General features: G+C 67.4%; 15 protein-coding genes, 1 pseudogene and 1 riboswitch. Of the genes and pseudogenes, 11 read left to right on the forward strand and 5 right to left on the reverse strand.

Annotated elements, in window-relative coordinates:
- Positions 1–52 precede the first annotated feature (52 nt).
- From ugpA to ugpQ, 4 genes and pseudogenes are all read left to right on the forward strand, one after another.
- A complete protein-coding gene (gene ugpA, locus SY91_RS04095; RefSeq protein ID WP_185921085.1) occupies positions 53–937 on the forward strand; it encodes a sn-glycerol-3-phosphate ABC transporter permease UgpA in 885 nt (294 codons plus the stop codon).
- Positions 934–1,779, forward strand: coding sequence for a sn-glycerol-3-phosphate ABC transporter permease UgpE (ugpE, locus tag SY91_RS04100; RefSeq protein ID WP_185921086.1), 846 nt, complete (start codon positions 934–936; stop codon positions 1,777–1,779). The genes ugpA and ugpE overlap by 4 nt, the downstream gene beginning before the upstream one ends.
- A 29-nt stretch (positions 1,780–1,808) precedes the next feature.
- Positions 1,809–2,893: pseudogene (locus SY91_RS04105) on the forward strand (sn-glycerol-3-phosphate import ATP-binding protein UgpC).
- A gap of 28 nt (positions 2,894–2,921) precedes the next feature.
- Complete coding sequence (gene ugpQ / locus SY91_RS04110) at positions 2,922–3,692, forward strand: glycerophosphodiester phosphodiesterase (RefSeq protein WP_006477153.1); 771 nt, start codon at positions 2,922–2,924, stop codon at positions 3,690–3,692.
- A gap of 178 nt (positions 3,693–3,870) precedes the next feature.
- Here the strand turns inward: ugpQ and SY91_RS04115 are convergent, their stop codons facing one another.
- Entirely contained in the window at positions 3,871–4,602 is a 732-nt protein-coding gene (locus tag SY91_RS04115) for an OmpW/AlkL family protein (RefSeq protein WP_011546624.1), read from the reverse strand.
- Between the two features lie 193 nt (positions 4,603–4,795).
- On the opposite strand from SY91_RS04115, the gene SY91_RS04120 reads away from it, so the two are divergent.
- The 5 genes from SY91_RS04120 to thpR all read left to right on the forward strand — a co-directional run bounded on the left by SY91_RS04120 (position 4,796) and on the right by thpR (position 14,479).
- Entirely contained in the window at positions 4,796–5,509 is a 714-nt protein-coding gene (locus SY91_RS04120) for a transposase (protein ID WP_027783329.1), read from the forward strand.
- 288 nt (positions 5,510–5,797) lie between these two features.
- Complete coding sequence (locus tag SY91_RS04125; protein WP_124478122.1) at positions 5,798–10,501, forward strand: glutamate synthase-related protein; 4,704 nt, start codon at positions 5,798–5,800, stop codon at positions 10,499–10,501.
- Between the two features lie 85 nt (positions 10,502–10,586).
- Positions 10,587–12,053: a glutamate synthase subunit beta gene (locus tag SY91_RS04130; RefSeq protein WP_011546622.1), complete on the forward strand. Its 1,467-nt coding sequence runs from the start codon at positions 10,587–10,589 to the stop codon at positions 12,051–12,053.
- A gap of 351 nt (positions 12,054–12,404) precedes the next feature.
- Positions 12,405–13,898: an alanine/glycine:cation symporter family protein gene (locus SY91_RS04135; protein WP_124592258.1), complete on the forward strand. Its 1,494-nt coding sequence runs from the start codon at positions 12,405–12,407 to the stop codon at positions 13,896–13,898.
- Positions 13,895–14,479, forward strand: a complete 585-nt coding sequence (thpR, locus tag SY91_RS04140) for an RNA 2',3'-cyclic phosphodiesterase (protein WP_027812631.1) — start codon at positions 13,895–13,897, stop codon at positions 14,477–14,479. Before SY91_RS04135 ends, thpR begins: the two co-directional genes overlap by 4 nt.
- 73 nt (positions 14,480–14,552) lie before the next feature.
- Here thpR and SY91_RS04145 read toward each other — a convergent pair whose 3' ends face one another.
- From SY91_RS04145 to SY91_RS04160, 4 genes are all read right to left on the reverse strand, one after another.
- The gene (locus SY91_RS04145; RefSeq protein WP_124478119.1) at positions 14,553–15,854 is read right to left on the reverse strand and encodes a D-amino acid dehydrogenase; all 1,302 of its coding nucleotides are present in this window, start codon (positions 15,852–15,854) and stop codon (positions 14,553–14,555) included.
- Positions 15,855–15,879: 25 nt separating this feature from the next.
- Positions 15,880–17,142, reverse strand: coding sequence for an MFS transporter (locus tag SY91_RS04150; RefSeq protein WP_011546618.1), 1,263 nt, complete (start codon positions 17,140–17,142; stop codon positions 15,880–15,882).
- A gap of 128 nt (positions 17,143–17,270) precedes the next feature.
- The gene (locus tag SY91_RS04155) at positions 17,271–18,047 is read right to left on the reverse strand and encodes an SDR family NAD(P)-dependent oxidoreductase (RefSeq protein WP_124478118.1); all 777 of its coding nucleotides are present in this window, start codon (positions 18,045–18,047) and stop codon (positions 17,271–17,273) included.
- A complete protein-coding gene (locus SY91_RS04160) occupies positions 18,044–19,813 on the reverse strand; it encodes an ABC transporter ATP-binding protein/permease (protein WP_124478117.1) in 1,770 nt (589 codons plus the stop codon). The genes SY91_RS04155 and SY91_RS04160 overlap by 4 nt, the downstream gene beginning before the upstream one ends.
- A 270-nt stretch (positions 19,814–20,083) precedes the next feature.
- A riboswitch (TPP riboswitch) is annotated at positions 20,084–20,207 on the forward strand.
- Between the two features lie 225 nt (positions 20,208–20,432).
- Here SY91_RS04160 and SY91_RS04165 point away from each other — a divergent pair.
- Together SY91_RS04165 and thiS are read left to right on the forward strand one after the other, a co-directional pair.
- Positions 20,433–21,569 carry an FAD-dependent oxidoreductase gene (locus SY91_RS04165; protein ID WP_124478115.1) on the forward strand — a complete coding sequence of 379 codons (1,137 nt, stop codon included), beginning with the start codon at positions 20,433–20,435 and terminating at the stop codon, positions 21,567–21,569.
- A 32-nt stretch (positions 21,570–21,601) separates the two neighbouring features.
- Positions 21,602–21,799, forward strand: a complete 198-nt coding sequence (gene thiS, locus SY91_RS04170) for a sulfur carrier protein ThiS (RefSeq protein ID WP_023478158.1) — start codon at positions 21,602–21,604, stop codon at positions 21,797–21,799.
- The last annotated feature ends 16 nt before the right edge of the window (positions 21,800–21,815 follow it).

Raw genomic sequence — 21,815 nt, forward strand, 5'->3', positions numbered from 1 at the left:
TGCCGTCCGGCGGCGCGGTTTTCCTTCCGTTTCGCCTGACCGGATATCCGCGATGCAATCCCGTTCCCGTTTCGGTACGAGCCCGGTGCCGTACCTGCTGATCGCGCCGCAGCTCGCGATCACCGCCGTGTTCTTCCTGTGGCCGGCCGGCGTCGCGCTGTGGCAGTCCACGCAGACGCAGGACGCGTTCGGCACGTCGAGCGAATTCGTCGGCCTCGCGAACTTCACGCACCTGTTCGCCGATCCGCTGTATCTCGATTCGTTGCGCACGACGCTCGTGTTCAGTTCGCTGGTCACGGTGAGCGGGCTCGTCGTGTCGCTGCTGCTCGCCGCGTGCGCCGACCGCGTGATCCGCGGCGCGCGCGTGTACCGCACGCTGCTGATCTGGCCGTATGCGGTCGCGCCGACGATCGCGGCCGTGCTGTGGGCATTCCTGTTCAACCCGAGCATCGGCCTGATCACATATGCGCTCGCGAAGGGCGGCATCGTGTGGAACCATGCGCTGAACGGCGAGCAGGCGATGTTCCTCGTCGTGCTGGCGTCGGTGTGGAAGCAGGTGAGCTACAACTTCCTGTTCTTCTACGCGGGGCTGCAGGCGATTCCGCGCTCGCTGATCGAGGCGGCGGCGATCGACGGTGCGGGGCCGGTGCGGCGCTTCTTCAACATCGTGCTGCCGCTGCTGTCGCCGACGAGTTTTTTCCTGCTGGTCGTGAACCTCGTCTACGCATTCTTCGACACGTTCCCGGTGATCGACGCGGCCACCGGCGGCGGCCCGGCGCAGAGCACCAGGACGCTGATCTACAAGATCTTCGCGGAGGGCTTCCAGGGACTCGACATCGGCAGCTCGGGCGCGCAGTCGGTCGTGCTGATGATCATCGTCGTCGCGCTCACGGTGATCCAGTTCCGCTTCGTCGAACGCAAGGTGCAATACGCATGATCGAAAATCGCAAGGGCTTCGACCTGTTCTGCCACGCGGTGCTGATCGCGGGCGTGGTGCTGATCGTGTTCCCTGTCTACGTCGCGTTCTGCGCGGCGACGATGAACGCGCAGGAAGTGTTGACGGTGCCGCTGTCGCTCGTGCCGAGCACGCACCTGTTCGAGAACGTCGCGTACATCTGGGGGCACGGCAGCGGCGGCACGGCGGCGCCGTTCGGCCGCCTGCTCGTGAACAGCTTCGCGATGGCGCTCGGCATCGCGGTCGGCAAGATCGCGGTGTCGATCCTGTCCGCATACGCGATCGTCTATTTCCGCTTCCCGTTTCGCAACACGGCGTTCTGGCTGATCTTCATCACGCTGATGCTGCCGGTGGAAGTGCGGATCTTCCCGACCGTGCAGGTCGTGTCGACGCTGCACCTGACGAACACCTACGCCGGGCTCTCGCTGCCGCTGATCGCGTCGGCCACCGCGACGTTCCTGTTCCGCCAGTTCTTCATGACACTGCCCGACGAACTGATGGATGCCGCGCGCATCGACGGCGCGGGGCCGCTGCGTTTCTTCTGGGACGTCGTGCTGCCGCTGTCGAAGACCAGCATCGCCGCGCTGTTCGTGATCACCTTCATCTACGGCTGGAACCAGTATCTGTGGCCGATCCTGATCACGACGGAAGCGTCGCTGTCGACGGCGGTGGTGGGTATCAAGACGATGATCGCGAGCGGCGACGCCGCGACCGAATGGCAATACGTGATGGCGGCGACGCTGCTGGCGATGATTCCGCCGCTCGTCGTCGTGCTGGCGATGCAGCGCTGGTTCGTGCGCGGCCTCGTCGATTCCGAAAAATAACCCCACGGTAACCGGGAGAAGGACCAGGTATGGCTGCGCTGAGCTTGAAGGGCGTCAGGAAATCCTACGACGGCAAGCAGCACGTGCTGCATGGCATCGACGTGGAGATCGCCGACGGCGAATTCATCGTGCTGGTCGGCCCGTCGGGCTGCGGCAAGTCGACGTTGCTGCGGATGATCGCGGGGCTCGAGAGCGTGACGGACGGCGAGATCGCGATCGGCGACCGGGTCGTCAACACGCTGGAGCCGAAGGATCGCGACATCGCGATGGTGTTCCAGAACTATGCGCTGTACCCGCACATGACGGTCGCGCAGAACATGGGTTACGGGCTGAAGATCCGCGGGATCGAGCGCGCGACGATCGATTCAAGGGTGGCCGCGGCCGCGAAGATCCTCGAGCTCGAGCCGCTGCTCGCGCGGCGGCCGCGTGAACTGTCGGGCGGGCAGCGGCAGCGCGTCGCGATGGGGCGCGCGATCGTGCGCGAGCCGTCGGTGTTCCTGTTCGACGAACCGCTGTCGAACCTCGACGCGAAGCTGCGCGTGCAGATGCGGCTCGAGATCCAGCGGCTGCATGCGCGGCTCGCGACGACCAGCGTGTACGTGACGCACGACCAGATCGAGGCGATGACGCTCGCGCAACGGGTGATCGTGATGAATCGCGGCTACGCGGAGCAGATCGGTGCGCCGGTCGACGTGTACGAGAAGCCGGCGACGGTGTTCGTCGCGGGCTTCATCGGCTCGCCGGCGATGAACCTGATGCACGGCCGGCTGTCGGAAGACGGCGCGAGCTTCACGGTCGCGGGCGGCGGCCCCGCGCTGCCGGTGGCCGGCGCGCCGGGCATCGGCAGCGAGATCGCCACCGGGCGCGACTGGGTGCTCGGCGTGCGTCCCGAACACATGACGCCGCAGCCGGGCGTCGCGCAGGCGACGCTGCCGGTCGATTCGTGCGAGCTGCTCGGCGCGGACAATCTCGCGCACGGCCGCTGGGGCGATCACGACATCGCGGTGCGCCTGCCGCACGCGGACCGCCCGCGCGCGGCACGGCGCTGGCGGCCGCGCTGCCCGCGCACCGGCTGCATTTCTTCGATCCTGAATCCGGCAAGCGCGCCGGCTGAAACCGCTGCATTCGCCGAGAGACCGACGATGATCACCCGTATCGACTGGCCCTATCCGCGTGTCGTCGCCCATCGCGGCGGCGGCACGCTCGCACCGGAGAACACGCTGGCCGCGCTCGACGAGGGCGCGCGGCGCGGGCACCGGATGGTCGAGTTCGACGCGAAGCTGTCGGCCGACGACGTGACGTTCCTGCTGCACGACGACACGGTCGACCGGACCTCGAACGGCCACGGAGCGGCGGCGGGCATGCGTTATGCGGCGCTGGCCGCGCTCGACGCGGGCGCGTGGCGCGATGCGCGCTTCGCGGGCGAACGGATGCCGACGCTCGAGGCGGCGGCGGCGCGCTGCCTCGCGCACGGGCTGGCCGCGAACGTCGAGATCAAGCCGTGCCCGGGCCGCGAGCGCGAAACCGGGCAGCGCGTGGCGGCCGACGCGGCCGCGTACTGGCGCGATGCCGCTGTTGCGCCGTTGCTGTCGTCGTTCTCGTTCGAGGCGCTGCAACAGGCGCGTGCGACGGTGCCGGCGCTGCCGCGCGGGATGCTCTACGAAGTCGTGCCGGACGACTGGCATGCGCAGGTCATCGATGCACTCGACTGCGTATCGTTGCATGCGGACCACACTCGGCTCGACGAATCGCTGGTGCGCGCGATCAAGGCGGCCGGGTTGCGCATCCTGGTTTACACGGTGAACGACCTCGAACGGGCACGCGAACTCGCGCGCTGGGGCGTCGATGCCGTCTGCACGGACCGCATCGACCTGATCGCGCCCGATGCGCTGGACGACATCGACGTCGTCTAGCGGCGATGGCCGCGTCCGCGTCCGGTAAAAAACCGTCGCCCGGACCGTGCCTGACGCGAAAAAACGACGCCCCGGCGCGCTGAGCGCCGGGGCGTTTTGCATCGTGGAGACGTTACGCCAGGAAAAATCCGCTACAAATTGCAGCAGGATTAACCATTCCCCAAATATTCGACTACGCTTAGAAGCGGTAGCCGAGGTTCAGGTACGTGACGATCGGGTTCAGCGAGATGTGGGCCTTCGACGTTTCCGTCAGCGTCCCGACCGGCGTCCGGCGGGCCGTCGTGAACGTCGCGGTCACGCTGACCGGGATGTACGACAGCGACAGGCCTGCGAACCAGTGTTTCGTGAAGTTGTACGTGAAGCCGGCGTTGAGCACGGGCGCCCACTGGTTGCTGGTCGTCGCGCTGGTCGGGCCGCCGAGCACGCCGTTCTCGAACGCGCTGTTGGTGATCTTGGCGCCGGTGAACCAGACGTACGTCGCGCCGACGCCGACATACGGACGGAACTTCGCATTGGCGTCGTTGAAGTGGTAGCGAAGCAGGACGGCAGGGCTCCACTGGTATGCACGGCCGAGTACGCCGAATCTGTCGAACTGACCCTTGCCGGTGATGTCGAACTTCGGCGGGATCCCCATCACGAGCTCGGTGGAGATATGGTCGGTGACGAAGTAGCCTGCTGCGAGCCCCAGCGTGTCGGCGTCATTGATGCCGGCGCCGGTGTTGGGAATCGATTGGTTGATGGGCGTGCCGCCTACGCGGTAGACGAACAGCGGGTCACTGCTGTCCTGCGGCGAAAGGTGCAGCCAGCCGGTGCTGACGTAGAAATCACCTGCGGATTGTGCATGTGCCGTACCGCCCGCGAACGTGAATGCGAGCGCTGCGGCCCCCGTAATGGCCAGTTTTCGTTTCATTGTGTCTCCTCCGATCAAAGGCGTGCTCATTATGACGACTGCGTTTAAAACCAAACAAGCTCGTAAGTTAGAGTTTTCTCCCTAGGATTCGCACGACCGTACGCTTACGCGCGCCGCAGGGACAGGCATTCTACGCAGGTGCGCACTTTCGGACCTCCGGGTATTTCCTAACGCGTTCAAACGGACATTCAGCATGGCACGGTTAGCACGACTCTACGTTCCCGACCAGCCGCAGCACGTGATACTGCGCGGCCTGGATCAGCAACCCGCGTTCGTCGACGACCAGGACTACGAACTCTTCATCGATTGCCTGAAGGCCGCCGCACGCGATCATCACCTGTCGGTGCATGCCTACGTGCTGCTGCCGCGCCAGGTGCAACTGCTTGTGACGCCCAGCGACGAGGCCAGCTTGCCGAAGGCGATGCAGGCCGTCGGCCGTCGCTACGTCGCGCATTTCAACCGGCGCTATTCGCGCCGCGGCACGCTGTGGGAAGGCCGCTATCGCGCGACGGTGATCGAAGGCGAGCGCTATTTCCTGCTCGCGAGCCGCGTGGTCGAGATGAGCCCGGTGCGTTCGCAGCTCGTCGCGACGCCCGAGGCCTATCGCTGGTCCAGCTACCGGCATCACGTCGGGCTCACCGTCGACAGCCTGATCACCGACCATCCGCTCTACTGGGCGCTCGGCAACACGCCGTTCGACCGCCAGCGTGCGTACAAGGAGCTGTGCGAGCAGCCGCTCGACGAGCGGCAGGCCGACCAGCTGCAGCAGGCGACGCTGAAGGGCTGGGTGCTCGGCGGCGAGAATTACCGCGAGTGGGCGGCGCGCACCGCGAATCGGCGCGTCTCGCCGCTGCCGCGCGGACGCCCCAGAAAGGTGCGCGAAAACACGCCGCCGATCCAGCAGTAACACCCGAAAGGCGGGCCAGAAGCGGCGCTGCGGGCGTCGCTTCTTTTTGCACCAAAATGATACGTCCCCAATAAAACAGCACCAGATCAAGGAATCTTGTTAATTGGGGTTCGATCATGCGGTTTTTGTTGCTATTCCCTTGATTCGTCGCGTATATTCCGAATTCCGGTGGCCCGGGCGAAGCCTGCCCAACCACTGTCGGCCGTGCCGTCTCCCGTCGGGAGCGGGCTCGACGGCAACAAGAAAACGGTTCAACGGCCTCCAGGCCCCCTTTACGACGGTGTCCCCATGAACGACCACCAGCAGCCGCTCGCCGCGGTGCCCGCCGCACAAGGTCTGTACGACCCGCAAAACGAACACGACGCCTGCGGCGTCGGCTTCGTCGCTCACATCAAGGGCAAGAAGAGCCACGAGATCATTCAGCAAGGCCTGAAGATCCTCGAGAACCTCGATCACCGCGGCGCGGTCGGCGCCGATCCGCTGATGGGCGATGGCGCGGGCATCCTGATCCAGATTCCGGATGCGTTCTATCGCGAGGAAATGGCGAAGCAGGGCGTGGACCTGCCGCCGGCCGGCGAGTACGGGGTCGGGATGATCTTCCTGCCGAAGGAAAACGCATCGCGTCTCGCCTGCGAGCAGGAACTCGAGCGTACGGTGAAGGCCGAGGGCCAGGTCGTGCTGGGCTGGCGCGACGTGCCGGTCGACCATGCGATGCCGATCTCGCCGACGGTTAAGGCGAGCGAGCCGCTGATCCGCCAGATCTTCATCGGCCGCGGCAAGGACATCATGGTGACGGACGCGCTCGAGCGGAAGCTGTACGTGATCCGCAAGACGGCGAGCCACCGCATCCAGGCGCTGAAGCTCAAGCACGGCAAGGAATACTTCGTGCCGTCGATGTCGGCGCGCACGATCGTCTACAAGGGGCTGCTGCTGGCGGGCCAGGTCGGCGTGTACTACCGCGACCTGCAGGACCCGCGCGTCGTGTCGGCGCTCGCGCTCGTGCACCAGCGCTTCTCGACCAACACGTTCCCGGCGTGGGAGCTGGCTCACCCGTACCGGATGATCGCGCACAACGGCGAGATCAACACCGTGAAGGGCAACGTGAACTGGCTGAACGCGCGTACCGGCGCGATCGCATCGCACGTGCTCGCCGACGACCTGCCGAAGCTGTGGCCGCTGATCTATCCGGGCCAGTCGGATACCGCATCGTTCGACAACTGTCTCGAACTGCTGGTGATGGCCGGCTACCCGCTCGTGCACGCGGTGATGATGATGATCCCGGAAGCGTGGGAACAGCACACGCTGATGGACGAGAACCGCCGCGCGTTCTACGAATACCACGCCGCGATGATGGAACCGTGGGACGGCCCGGCCGCGATCGCGTTCACCGACGGCCGCCAGATCGGCGCGACGCTCGACCGTAACGGCCTGCGTCCGGCGCGCTACATCGTGACCGACGACGACCTCGTCATCATGGCGTCGGAAGCCGGCACGCTGCCGATCCCCGAATCGAAGATCGTCAAGAAGTGGCGTCTGCAGCCGGGCAAGATGTTCCTGATCGACATGGAACACGGCCGCATCATCGACGACAAGGAACTGAAGGACAACCTCGCGAACGCGAAGCCGTACAAGAGCTGGATCGACGCGGTGCGCATCAAGCTCGACGAGATCGAGCCGAAGGCCGAGGAAGTCGCGGCCGGCCGCACGCAGGGCGCCGCGCTGCTCGACCGCCAGCAGGCGTTCGGCTACACGCAGGAAGACCTGAAGTTCCTGATGGCGCCGATGGCGCAGCAGGGCGAGGAAGCCGTCGGTTCGATGGGCAACGACTCGCCGCTCGCGGTGATGTCGAACAAGAACAAGACGCTCTATCACTACTTCAAGCAGCTGTTCGCGCAGGTCACGAACCCGCCGATCGACCCGATCCGCGAAAACATGGTGATGTCGCTCGTGTCGTTCATCGGCCCGAAGCCGAACCTGCTCGACACGAACAACATCAACCCGCCGATGCGGCTCGAAGTGTCGCAGCCGGTGCTCGACTTCAAGGACATCGCGAAGATCCGCGCGATCGACCAGTACACGGGCGGCAAGTTCAGCGCATACGAACTGAACATCTGCTATCCGGTCGCGTGGGGCAAGGAAGGCATCGAGGCGCGCCTCGCGTCGCTGTGCGCGGAAGCCGTCGACGCGGTGAAGTCGGGCTACAACATGCTGATCGTGTCGGACCGCAAGACCGACGCCGAGCACGTCGCGATTCCCGCGCTGCTCGCCACGTCGGCGATCCACACGCACCTCGTCCAGCAAGGGCTGCGCACGAGCACGGGCCTCGTCGTCGAGACGGGTTCCGCGCGTGAAACGCACCACTTCGCGCTGCTCGCGGGCTACGGCGCGGAAGCCGTGCACCCGTACCTCGCGATGGAAACGCTCGCGAAGATGGCCGAAGGCCTGCCGGGCGACCTGTCGCCGGAGAAGGCCGTCTACAACTTCACGAAGGCGGTCGGCAAGGGCCTGCAGAAGGTGATGTCGAAGATGGGCATCTCGACGTACATGTCGTACACGGGCGCGCAGATCTTCGAAGCGCTCGGCCTGTCGAGCGACCTCGTCGAGAAGTACTTCAAGGGCACGGCATCGAAGGTCGGCGGCATCGGCCTGTTCGAAGTCGCGGAAGAAGCGATTCGTCTGCACCGCGATGCGTTCGGCGACAGCCCGATCCTGCGCGACATGCTCGACGCGGGCGGCGAGTACGCGTACCGCGTGCGCGGCGAAGACCACATGTGGACGCCGGATTCGATCGCGAAGCTGCAGCACGCGACGCGCAGCAACTCGTACCAGACGTACAAGGAATACGCGCACCTGATCAACGACCAGACCAAGCGTCACATGACGTTCCGCGGCCTGTTCGAGTTCAAGGTCGAGCCGACCAAGGCGATCCCGATCGACGACGTCGAGCCGGCGAAGGAGATCGTCAAGCGCTTCGCGACCGGCGCGATGTCGCTCGGTTCGATCAGCACCGAAGCGCACGCGACGCTCGCGGTCGCGATGAACCGGATCGGCGGCAAGTCCAACACCGGCGAAGGCGGCGAGGACCAGAAGCGCTATCGCAACGAACTGCGCGGCATTCCGATCAAGGCGGGCGAGACGCTGAAGTCGGTGATCGGCGACGAGATCGTCAGCGACATTCCGCTGAAGGACGGCGATTCGCTGCGCTCGAAGATCAAGCAGGTCGCGTCGGGCCGCTTCGGCGTCACCGCCGAGTACCTGGCGTCGGCCGACCAGATCCAGATCAAGATGGCGCAGGGCGCGAAGCCGGGCGAAGGCGGCCAGCTGCCGGGCCACAAGGTGTCGGAATACATCGGAAAGCTGCGTTACTCGGTGCCGGGCGTCGGCCTGATCTCGCCGCCGCCGCACCACGACATCTACTCGATCGAGGATCTGGCGCAGCTGATCCACGACCTGAAGAACGTGAACCCGAGCGCGAGCATCTCCGTGAAGCTCGTGTCGGAAGTGGGCGTGGGCACGGTTGCGGCCGGTGTCGCGAAGGCGAAGGCCGATCACGTCGTGATCGCCGGCCATGACGGCGGCACGGGCGCGTCGCCGCTGTCGTCGGTCAAGCATGCGGGCACGCCGTGGGAGCTCGGCCTCGCCGAAACGCAGCAGACGCTGGTGCTGAACCGCCTGCGCGGCCGCATCCGCGTGCAGGCCGACGGCCAGATGAAGACGGGCCGCGACGTCGTGATCGGCGCGCTGCTCGGCGCGGACGAATTCGGCTTCGCGACGGCGCCGCTCGTCGTCGAGGGCTGCATCATGATGCGCAAGTGCCACCTGAACACGTGCCCGGTCGGCGTCGCGACGCAGGACCCGGTGCTGCGTGCTAAGTTCAAGGGCCAGCCCGAGCACGTCGTGAACTACTTCTTCTTCGTCGCCGAGGAAGTGCGCGAGATCATGGCGCAGCTCGGCGTCGCGAAGTTCGACGACCTGATCGGCCGCGCCGACCTGCTCGATACGCGCAAGGGCATCGAGCACTGGAAGGCGAAGGGCCTCGACTTCTCGCGCGTGTTCTACCAGCCGGAAGAGTGCGAGGACGTCGCGCCGCGCCACGTCGACGTGCAGGATCACGGCCTCGAGCGCGCGCTCGACCACGTGCTGATCGAGAAGGCGAAGGCCGCGATCGAGAACGGCGAGCATGTGTCGTTCATCCAGCCGGTGCGCAACGTGAACCGGACGGTCGGCGCGATGCTGTCGGGCGTGATCGCGAAGAAGCACGGCCACGACGGCCTGGCCGACGACGCGGTGCACATCCAGCTGAAGGGCACGGCCGGCCAGAGCTTCGGCGCGTTCCTCGCGAAGGGCGTGACGCTCGACCTCGTCGGCGACGGCAACGACTACGTCGGCAAGGGCCTGTCGGGTGGCCGGATCATTATCCGTCCGACCAACGACTTCCGCGGCAAGTCCGAGGAAAACATCATCTGCGGCAACACGGTGATGTACGGCGCGATCGAAGGCGAAGCGTTCTTCCGCGGCGTGGCCGGCGAGCGCTTCTGCGTGCGCAACTCGGGCGCGACGGCGGTCGTCGAAGGCACGGGCGACCACGGCTGCGAATACATGACGGGCGGCACGGTCGTCGTGCTCGGCGAGACGGGGCGCAACTTCGCGGCCGGCATGTCGGGCGGCCTCGCGTACATCTACGATCCGGAAGGCACGTTCGCGGCGAAGTGCAACAAGTCGATGGTCGCGCTCGAGCCGGTGCTGCAGCAGGCCGAGCAGGAACGCACGGTCGACCGCGCGCTCTGGCACGAAGGCACGACGGACGAAGCGCTGCTCAAGGGGCTCGTCGAGCGTCATTTCCAGTTCACGGGTTCGCCGCGCGCGAAGTCGCTGCTGGAAAACTGGGACGCGGCGCGCCGCCAGTTCGTGAAGGTGTTCCCGCACGAATACAAGCGCGCGCTGGGCGAGATCGGTGCGAAGAAGGCGGCGAAGGAAGTGCTGGCCGCCTGAGCGACGAACGACATAGCGAATGCCGCGCGCGCCTGACGGCCGCGCGCGGCTCCCCCACCCGATACACCGAACAGAAGAGCACCTTATGGGCAAGGCAACCGGTTTTCTGGAGTTCGAACGCCGCCACGAGGCGTACGAAGCACCGCTCACGCGCGTGAAGCACTACAAGGAATTCGTCGCGGCACTGACCGACGCGGACGCGAAGATCCAGGGCGCGCGCTGCATGGATTGCGGCATCCCGTTCTGCAACAACGGCTGCCCGGTCAACAACATCATCCCGGACTTCAACGATCTCGTTTACCGCCAGGACTGGCAGCAGGCGATCGAAGTCCTGCACTCGACCAACAACTTCCCGGAATTCACGGGCCGCATCTGCCCGGCGCCGTGCGAAGCGGCGTGCACGCTCGGGATCAACGACGACCCGGTCGGCATCAAGTCGATCGAGCACGCGATCATCGACAAGGCGTGGGCGGAAGGTTGGGTCAAGCCGCTGCCGGCCGAACACAAGACGGGCAAGAAGGTCGCGGTCGTCGGTTCGGGCCCCGCGGGCCTCGCCGCCGCGCAGCAGCTCGCGCGGGCGGGCCACGACGTGACGGTGTTCGAGAAGAACGACCGCATCGGCGGCCTGCTGCGTTACGGGATTCCCGACTTCAAGCTCGAGAAGTGGCTGATCGACCGCCGCATGCGTCAGATGGAAGCGGAAGGCGTGACGTTCCGCACCAGCGTGTTCATCGGCAAGGACCCGCTGCCCGAGTCGATCGGCAGCCTCGCGAAGGAAACCATTTCGCCGGACACGCTGAAGGAAGAATTCGACGCGGTCGTGATCGCCGGTGGTTCGGAAACGCCGCGCGACCTGCCGGTGCCGGGCCGCGAACTCGCGGGCGTCCATTTCGCGATGGACTTCCTGCCGCAGCAGAACCGCGTGAACGCGGGCGACAAGCTGGCTGACCAGCTGCTCGCGAAGGGCAAGCACGTGATCGTGATCGGCGGCGGCGATACGGGTTCGGACTGCGTCGGCACGTCGAACCGTCACGGCGCGAAGCACGTCACGCAGTTCGAGCTGTTGCCGCAGCCACCGGAAGAGGAAAACAAGCCGCTCGTGTGGCCGTACTGGCCGATCAAGCTGCGCACGTCGTCGTCGCACGACGAGGGCTGCGAGCGTGACTGGGCGGTCGCGACGAAGCGTCTCGAAGGCAAGAACGGCAAGGTCGAGAAGCTGATCGCTGTGCGCGTCGAGTGGAAGGACGGCAAGATGCAGGAAGTGCCGGGTTCCGAGTTCGAGATGAAGGCCGATCTCGTGCTGCTCGCGATGGGCTTCACGCAGCCGGCCGCGCCGGTGCTCGACGCGTTCGGCGTCGCGAAGGATGCGCGCGGCAATGCGCGTGCGGCGACCGAAGGCGATCGTTCGTACTACACGTCGGTCGACAAGGTGTTCGCGGCAGGCGATATGCGTCGCGGCCAGTCGCTCGTGGTGTGGGCGATCCGCGAAGGCCGCCAGTGCGCGCGCTCGGTCGATGCGTACCTGATGGGGCATTCGGAACTGCCGCGCTGAGCTGAACAGCGCGAGCGGGTTTCGATGGAAGCCGGGCGTCCGAAAGGGCGCCCGGTTTTTTTATGGCTGGGCGCGCGATCGATGTCGTTGCATCGGCGTCGGCGTCGGCCCGGATGAGCCGAGCGGCGTCCGGCGTTCCTGCCGCGCGGCGCGAGCCGGTGGGCCGGGCCACCATCATCGCTCCCGCATTTTCGCGAAGCGTCGTCTAACCTGATGACATCCGGCTCCGATTTTTCGTCATCTCAAATCCTTTCGTTTTGTAATAATCCTTGAGAACTGTCATATCATGTCGCCCCTCGGGCCGCATTCGCGGTCGCCGCACATGACTGACGTTATTTACAAGGACTCTGGATGGAAGCATTCGTGCAAGGGCTGATCGAAGCCGTCAACGGCGTGCTGTGGAACTACGTGCTGATCGCGCTGCTGCTGGGCGCCGGCGCGTGGTTCACGTTGCGGTTCCGGATGATCCAGCTGAAAGCGCTGTTCCTCAGCATGAAGCTGGTCGGCAGCAAGGGCGAGCCGGGCAGCATCTCGTCGTTCCAGGCGTTCGCGACCGGGCTCGCGAGCCGCGTCGGCACCGGCAACATCGCCGGCGTCGCGGTGGCGCTGACGGTCGGCGGGCCGGGCGCGATCTTCTGGATGTGGATGACCGCGCTCGTCGGGATGTCGTCCGCGTTCGTCGAAGCGACGCTCGCGCAGATCTTCAAGGTGTCGCACCCGGACGGCAGCTATCGCGGCGGCCCCGCGTACTACATCCAGACGGGGCTGTGCTCGCGCGGCTTCGGCGTGCTGTTCTCGCTGTCGCTGATCCTCGCGTTCGGCTTCGTGTTCAACGCGGTGCAGGCCAACGCGATCGCCGATGCGTTTCATACGTCGTTCGGCTGGCGTCGCGAGACGGTCGGCCTCGGTCTCGTGCTGCTTTCCGCGCCGATCATCTTCGGCGGCATCCGCCGCATCGCGACGGTCGCGCAGGTGATCGTGCCGCTGATGGCGATCGGCTACCTCGCACTCGCGGTCTACGCGGTCGCGACGCACATCACGCTGGTGCCCGGCGTGATCGCGTTGATCGTGAAGAGCGCGTTCGGCCTCGAACAGGCGGCCGGCGGCCTGACCGGCTATGCGGTCAGCCAGGCGATCGCGATCGGCGTGAAGCGCGGACTGTTCTCGAACGAGGCGGGGATGGGCAGCGCGCCGAACGCGGCCGCGACTGCCAGCACGCGCCACCCCGTCACGCAGGGGCTGATCCAGATGCTCGGCGTGTTCGTCGACACGATCGTGATCTGCAGCGCGACCGCGTTCGTGATCCTGCTGTCGGGCCAGTACGAACTCGGCACCGGGATGGAGGGCGCGGCGCTCACGCAGCGCGCGATTTCGAGCCACGTCGGCGACTGGGGCGGCATCTACATGGCCGTCGCGATCTTCTTCCTCGCGTTCTCGTCGGTGATCGGCAACTACGCGTATGCGGAAGGCAATGTCGAATTCATCACGAAGCGGCGCGGCGTGTTGCCGCTGTTCCGCATCGCCGTGCTCGGCATGGTGATGTTCGGCAGCGTCGGGCAACTGCCGCTCGTGTGGGCGATGGCCGATACGAGCATGGGGCTGATGGCGATCATCAACCTGATCGCGATCCTCGCGCTCGGCAAGTACGCGCACGCCGCGTGGGCCGACTATCGCCGCCAGCGCGCGGCCGGCGTCGCCGATCCGGTGTTCACGCGCAACACGATCCCCGAACTCGCGCGCGTGCTGCCGGCCGACGTGTGGGGCGAGCATGGCCCGCTGCCGCAGCGTCCGGTTGCTTCCGCCGCCGCGCCGAATGCGCCGCGGGCCGCCGTGAGCGAATCATGAACGGCGACCGGCTCCGTGCGTTCGTCGCACTGATGCCCGATGCGGCATCGCGCGACGCGCTGCACGCGTTGCCGGTCACCCGTGGCGCGCGGCGCACGCCGTCCGCGCAACTGCACATGACGCTCGCGTTCATCGGCGCAATCGAGCGGGAGCGGTGCGACGCGCTGGCCGCGCACCTGCCCGCGCTCGCGGCCGCGCATGCGTTGCCGTCGTTGCCGGTCGAGCGGATCGCGTGGTGGCCGAGCCTGCCGCGTGCGCGGCTGATCGTCGCGGAGCTCGCGGCCGATGCCGCTTGCGTCGCGCTGAATGCAGGGCTGGCGGCGCTGCTGCGCGAACTCGGCGTGCCGGCCGACCGGCGGCCGTTCCGGCCGCACGTGACGCTCGCGCGGCTGCCGCACGATGCGATCGGCCAGCCCGCGCACGGTGGCGCGCCGGGGCGGCCCGTCGAGGTGCGCGTCGAAGCGCTGACGCTGTTCGAAAGCCGGCTGTCGCAGGAGGGCGTGTCGCATCGGCCGATCGTGTCGGCGCCGATCGCACGCGCGGACGACAGCGTCGGCGCTGAGGAGCGGCCCCACGAATGAATTTTTCCAGAGAGGGGAACGTGCCTTCCCGCCCGCATGGCGGCGTCGTTCGTCGTTATTCGCGCGAACAGGCCTAGCGGCCGTACCGCGCGAGCGTCAACCCCGCCAGATCGATCTCCGGCGTGCGTCCGGTGACGAGATCCGCGACCACTTTTCCCGAACCCATCGACATCGCCCAGCCCGTCGAGCCGTGGCCGACGTTGAGCCAGAGGCCGTCGATCCCGCTCGCGCCGAGCAGCGGCGGCCCGTCGGGCGTCATCGGCCGGCGGCCGACCCAGAAACGCGCCGACGCGCGATCGGCCGCGTGCGGAAACCAGTCGTCGAGCACCTTCATCAGCGTGTCGAGCGCCTGTTGCCGCAGCGCCGCGCGGCGATTGCCGAGCTCCGCGGTGCCGGCGACGCGCAGCGTCGGGCCGAAGCGCGTGATCGCGGTCTTCAGCGATTCGTCCATCAGCGCGGCGCAGGGCGCCTTTTCGTCGTCGACGACCGCGAGCGTGGCCGAGTAGCCTTTCACCGGATACAGCGGCACGTCAATGCCGTGCGGTCGCAGCAGGCCGGCGCTGTCGACGCCGAGCGCGACGACGATCGCGTCGGCGGCGAGTGTCGTGCGGTGTCGCGCGCCGCCGCTACCGTTGCCTTCGTGGTTTCCGCCCACGGCGGCGACGTGGACGCCGCGCGCTTTTCCGCCCGCGACATCGAGTGCGCGCAGTTCGGTGTTGAAGCGGAATGCCACGCCGTTCGCTTCGCACAGCGCCCGCAGTTCGCGCGTGAAGCGCGCGCAGTCGCCGGCTTCGTCGTCGGGCAGGTAGATGCCGCCGACGGGCGCTTGCCGCGCCCAGCGCAGGCCCGGTTCAATCGCGGTGCAGCCGGCCGCGTCGAGTTCGCGAAACGCGACGCCGGCATCGCGCAGCACCTTCAGCGCGGGCTGCACCATGTCGACGTCGAACGCGCCGCGCAGCAGTTGCAGATAGCCGCGGCTCGCGCCGTAGTCGAAGGGATAACGCTCGCGAAACGCATGCAGGCACGCGCGGCTGTAATACGCGATGCGCTGCATCCGCTGCTTGTTCACGCGAAACCGCTCGAACTCGCATTCGCGCAGCCAGCGCGCGATCCAGCGCCACTGCGCGGCGTCGAGCGTCGGCCGGAAGATCAGCGGCGACGCGGGCTTGAACAGGTATTTCAGGATCTTGCCGGGCATCCCGGGCGCGGCCCACGGCGTTACGTAGCCGGGGGCAATCACGCCCGCATTACCGAGGCTCGTCGCCTGCGCGACATCGGCCTCGCGCTCGATCACGGTGACGTCGCAGCCTGCTTCGCGCAGGTGCCAGGCGGTGGTGACGCCGATCACGCCGGCGCCGAGAACGATCACGTGCATGCGGTGTCCGGAACGAAGCGGTGGCTCACGACGCGACCGCCGGATCGTCGACGAGCGACTTGCCGCGCGTTTCCGGCAGCACGAGCGCCGCGACGATCACCAGCAGATAGCCGCCGCCCGCGACGAGGCCGATCGCCTTCACGAGCGACATCGATTGCGACAGCGCACCGACGAGGATCGGAAAGAACGAACCGAGCCCGCGGCCGAGGTTGTAGCAGAAGCCCTGGCCCGAGCCGCGGATCGCGCCCGGATACAGCTCCGACAGATACGCGCCGACGCCGGCGAAGATGCCCTGCACGACGATGCCGAGCGGAAAGCCGAGCAGCAGCATCGCGGTATCGGTGATCGGCAGCATCGTGTATGCCATGCCGAGAGAAAACGAGCCGACCGCGAACAGGATGAACGACGCGCGGCGGCCGAGCCGGTCGGACAGGATCGCACCGACCACGTAGCCGACGAACGAGCCAACGATCAGCACGACGAGATAGCCGCTCGTATTGAACACCGACAGGTGACGCACGGTTTTGAGATAGGTGGGCAGCCACGTCGTGATCGCGTAGTAGCCGCCGAGCATGCCGGTGCACAGCGCGCTGCCGAACAGCGTCGCGCGCAGGTGCGGCGGCGAGAAGATCTCGAGGAAGTGGCCCGACACGCGGCCTTCGTCGCGGGCGCGGCGCGTGGCCGTATAGATGTCCGGATCGCTGACGTTGCGGCGGATATAGAGAATCCACAGGGCGGGCACGATGCCGATCCAGAAGCACGCCCGCCACGCGACCTGCTCCGGCAGCAGCGCGAAGAACGCCCAGTAAAGGATCGCGGCCGCGCCCCAGCCGAACGACCAGCTGCTCTGCACGGTGCCCACGGCCTTCGCGCGATGCTCGGGCGAGCGGATCGTCTCGGCCATCATGATCGTCACGACCGACCATTCGCCGCCGAAGCCGAAACCCTGCAGCGTGCGCGTCGCAAGGAGCTGCCAGAACGAATGCGTGAAACCGGACAGGCACGTGAACAGCGCGAACGTCGCGATCGTCCACTGCAGCACGCGCACGCGGCCATAGCGATCAGCGAGGATGCCGGCGACCCAGCCGCCGATCGCCGACGAGATCAGCGAACTGGTCGCGATCATCCCGGCCTCGCTCTTCGTCATGCCCCAGGTGGCGATCAGCGTCGGAATCAGGAACGAATAGATCATGAAGTCGAACGCATCGACCGCATAGCCGCCGAATCCGGCGTACAGCGTCCGGCGCTCGCGCGTCGACAATTCGTTGAACCACTGGAATGCCTGCATGCTTGCCGCCCCCTCTCGTCTTGTCTCGTCCCGCGCTGCCGCGTCGCGGTTATTTTACGGGCGCGCTCCGGCATGCCAAAAAGGCGGATGCAGGTTCGTGCTGAAAAGCAGGCAGGAGGGAAGACGCGTCAGAGCGTCAGGCCGCCATCGACGTGGATGACCTGGCCGGTGATCTGCCGTGCCGCGTCCGACAGCAGGAACGCGATCAGCGCGGCGACGTCGTCGGGTTCCGCGATGCGGCCGAGCGGCGTCGCCTGTTCGGCCTGCGCCCACGCGGCGGCGTTGCCGGCGCTCGGCCCGTGGTCCTTGCGCGTGAAGCCCGGTGCAACCGCATTGACGGTGATGCCGTGCGCGGCGAATTCGGCGGCCGCGCTACGCACCAGCGATTCGAGCGCGGCCTTCGCGGCGGCGGTCGCCGCGAACGGTGCATCGGCGCGGTAGCGGTGCGCGACGAACGAACTGACCGCGACGATCCGCGGCGTGGCCGACGTTTCGAGCAGCGGCCGCGCGCGGCCCGCGAGCGCGGAGAACGCCTCGGGCATCGTCGCGAAGGCGGACGCGAGTGCGTTCGCGGAGAGCTCGGAAAAGGATTGCCGCGCGGCGAAGCCGGCGTTCGCGACGAGCTGGTCGAGCCCGCCGAAGCGCGTCGCGGTGCTATCGACCAGTGCGGCGGCGATACCCGGTTCGCCGAGATCGCCGGTCAGCGTGATGCACTCGGCGCCGGCCGTCGTGCACGCATGAGCGACGTCGGCGAGCCGCGATCGTGCCGCATCGTCCGCGCCGCGTGCATGCAGCGCCAGCGCGACGCCGGGCGCCGCGAGCCGCCGCGCGAGCGCCGCGCCGATCCCCGAACCTGCGCCGGTGATCAGCGCGACGCGTTCGAGGTGCGCGGCGCGTGCGTTCACGCGGCGACCTTGTCGTCGCTGCCCACGCGCTCGACGTTGATCGTGCCGACGTGGAACGCGGCCAGCGACTCGCGGTGCGCGATGCTGACGATCGCGGCCTTCGGCAGCCGTTCGGCGAACAGGTGATAGAGGCGGGCTTCGTTGTCGGCGTCGAGCGCGCTGGTCGCTTCGTCGAGGAACAGGAAGTCGGGCTTGTGCAGCAGCACGCGCGCGCCGGCCAGGCGCTGCTGCTCGCCCGGCGACAGCACGCGGGTCCAGTGCGCGGTCTCGTCGAGGCGCTCGACGTAATCCTCGAGGCGGCACGCGCGCAGCGCATCGCGGCACGCTTCGTCGCTGAACGTGTCGGGCGTCGCCGGGTAGGTAAGCGCGGCCTTGAGCGTGCCGATCGGCAAATAGCTGGTTTGCGGCACGAACATCATCCGCGCGCCGACCGGCGCGTCGATCGCGCCGTCGCCGAACGGCCACAGGCCCGCGAGCGCGCGCATGAACGTACTCTTGCCGGAACCCGACTTGCCGATCACGAGCCAGCGCGAGCCGGGCTCGATCGTGACGTCGCCGATGTTCGCGAGCGCGTTGCCGTTCGGCAGCGCGAGCTTGAGCGACGACGTCGACAGCTTCGCGGCGTCGATGTAGTGCAGGTTGATGCCGCCGTGCTCGGTCGCGGGCGACAGGCTTTCCTTCAGGTGCGACGTGCCCATCACACGCTTGAATTCGCGCAGACGGTTGACGGTGGCGCGCCATTCGACGAGGGTCGAGTAGCTGTTGATGAACCACGAGAACGAGTCGCTGACGGTGCCGAACGCGGACGAGATCTGCATCAGCACGCCGAACGAGAACGCACCGGCAAAGTAGCGCGGCGCCGCGACGACGAGCGGGAAGATGATCGCGATCTGCCCGTAGAAACTCAGCACGAACGTGAGCCGCTTCGTGTACTTCATCACGCGCCACCAGTTGTCGCGGATGCGCGTGAAGAGGGTCTGCGCGTTGCCGGCCTCGGTCTTCTCGCCGTCGTAGAACGCGATCTGCTCGGCGTTCTCGCGCACGCGGATCAGCCCGAAGCGGAAATCGGCCTCGACGCGCTGCTGCTGGTAGTTGATCGACACGAGCGGATGGCCGACCTTCTGGATGATCAGCGAGCCGACCACCGCGTACAGCGCGGCCGCCCACACCATGTAGCCGGGAATCGCGATCGGCGTCGCGCCGAGCGTGAACGTCAGCGCGCCGGCGAGCGACCACAGGATCGTGATGAACGACACGAGCGTGACGACCGTCGACAGCAGGTCGAGCGACAGCGCGAGCGTCGTGGTCGCGAACGACTGGAGGTCGTCGGTGATCCGCTGGTCGGGGTTGTCGGCGAGGCGGTCACGTTCGATCCGGTAGAACGCGCGATCGCCGAGCCACTGACCGAGGAAGCGGTCGGTGAGCCACTGGCGCCAGCGGAAGCCGAGCATCTGCCGCAGGTAGCGGCCGTACACGGCGAGGATGATGAACGCGAAGGCGAGCGCGGAGAACTGCATCAGCAGGTTCGGGAAGTCGTGAACGTCCTTCGACTGCAGCGCGTTGTAGAACTGCGCGTTCCACTTGTTCAGCCGGACGTTGATCCAGACCACGCAGAGGTTGATCGCGATGATCGTGACCAGCAGGCCCCACGCGATTTTCCATTCGGACGATACCCAGTAGGGCTTGATGAGGCTCCATGCGGATACCGGGCGCTCGTCCTGCGGCGCGTCGGGTGCGGAGCGGACGGGATCGATCGATTGGGTCATGTGCTTCCTGATGATGAGCCGGCGCGCGGGCCGGGCGAAACCGGGCGTGCGCCGCGATACGGCATGCCGGGGCGCGGCGCCGACTGACGGCGGGCGTCCGGATGGTCGCCCGTGCGTCTTAAACGGCACTTAAAAACCGGCGGTGACGCGGCAACCGGCCGCTCGCGCGGCCGGCCTGCGGGCATTGTGCCAGAGCGGCGCGGCACGCCGGCGAATTTGCCGCTAGGGGGACAGTTTGCGGCGCTTTCCGCTTTTATGGTCTAATGGCCGACGACGAAACAGGGGTGCTTCGTGGCGCGGCCGGCAGATGTTCCGGGCAGCGCGGCGAGGCTGAGAAAGACCCTTCGCACCCGATCCGGGTAATACCGGCGAGGGAAGTTTCTGATCCCGCCGGGCCGCGCTGGCCGCCATCCCACATGGTCAGCGCCCGAGTCCCGCCCGGCCGGCCTTTGCTGCCGGTTTCGTCCTTTTGGGTACGCGCATTGCGCGTTACGGAAGGAATGATGGCCGCACAATCTTCAGTCTTTTGCAGGGCTTCCGCCCCGACGTCGCGTGTGTTCGCAGGCGGCGGCGCGTGTGCGTCGACGTTCGTCGCGCGTGACCGCGCGGAGGGCGCGCGATGAACGTCCGGGATACACGACCCGATTTCGCGGTGCTCGGCGGCGGCCTCGTTGGCCGCCTGATCGCATGGCGGCTCGCGGGCGACGGGCATCGCGTCGCGCTCTACGAGCGCGGCGGCCCGGACGGCGAGCAGTCGGCCGCGTGGATCGCGGCCGCGATGCTCGCGCCGCTCGCGGAAGCGGCGACCGCGGAACTGCTGATCACCGAGTTGGGCGTCGCGTCGCTCGCGCGCTGGCCGCAGTGGCTCGCGGAATTGCCCGAACCCGTCTTCTTCCAGCATCTCGGCACGCTCGTCGTCTGGCATCACGCGGACCGCGCGGAGGCGCCGCTGTTCGAGCGGCGCGTGCGCGCGAACGCGCCGGCCGAGCTGCTCGACGGCGGCTTCGTGACGCTCGCCGGTGCGCAGGTCGACGCCGCGGAACCCGTGCTCGCGGGCCGCTTCGCGCGCGGGCTGATGTTGCCGCGCGAAGGGCAGCTCGACAACCGCCAGGCGCTGCGCGCGCTCGCGGCGGGCCTGGCCGAACGCGGCGTCGCGCTGCACTGGCACGCGGCGGTCGACGACGCGAACCTGCCGGCCGCGCATTTCACGATCGATTGCCGCGGGCTCGGCGCGAAATCCGCGCTGCCCGCGCTGCGCGGCATCCGCGGCGAAGTCGCGCGCGTGCATGCGCCCGGCATCGGGCTCACCCGGCCCGTGCGGCTGCTGCATCCGCGCTACCCGCTGTACATCGCGCCGAAACAGGACGATCTCTATGTGATCGGCGCGACCGAGGTGGAGGGCGAGGACATGTCGCCCGTCAGCGTGCGTTCGGCGCTCGAACTGCTGAGCGCGGCGTTTTCCGTGCATCCGGCGTTCGGCGAGGCGCGCATCCTCGAACTCAACGCGCAGTGCCGGCCGACGCTGCCCGATCATCGTCCGGCGGTGATCTGGGACGGCGCGTCGACGCTCGCCGTCAACGGCCTGTACCGGCACGGCTTCATGATCGCGCCGGAAGTCGCGCAGGCGGCCGTCGTGTTCGCGCAGGCCGCGCTCGGCGGCGCACTCGGCGATGCCGACGCGTTCGCCGCATGGCGCGACGCCGCTCGCTGGCCGACGCTGCTTCATCACCGCAACGACGCGCGCCAGCCAGCCTGATGCGCGCCGCAGACCGAATCCGACCCAGCCTCATGGATATCCAGATCAATCAACAGACCCTGACGTTGCCCGACGGTGCGACCGTGGCCGACGCGCTGGCCGCATACGGCGCGCGTCCGCCGTACGCGGTGGCGCTGAACGGCAACTTCGTCGCGCGCACGCAGCATGCGGCGCGCTCGCTCGCGGCGGGCGACCGGCTCGACGTCGTGCACCCCGTCGCGGGCGGCTGAGCGCCGCCGGTTCGTC

This window comes from Burkholderia cenocepacia (assembly GCF_014211915.1).
Classification (GTDB): Bacteria; Pseudomonadota; Gammaproteobacteria; order Burkholderiales; family Burkholderiaceae; genus Burkholderia; species Burkholderia orbicola.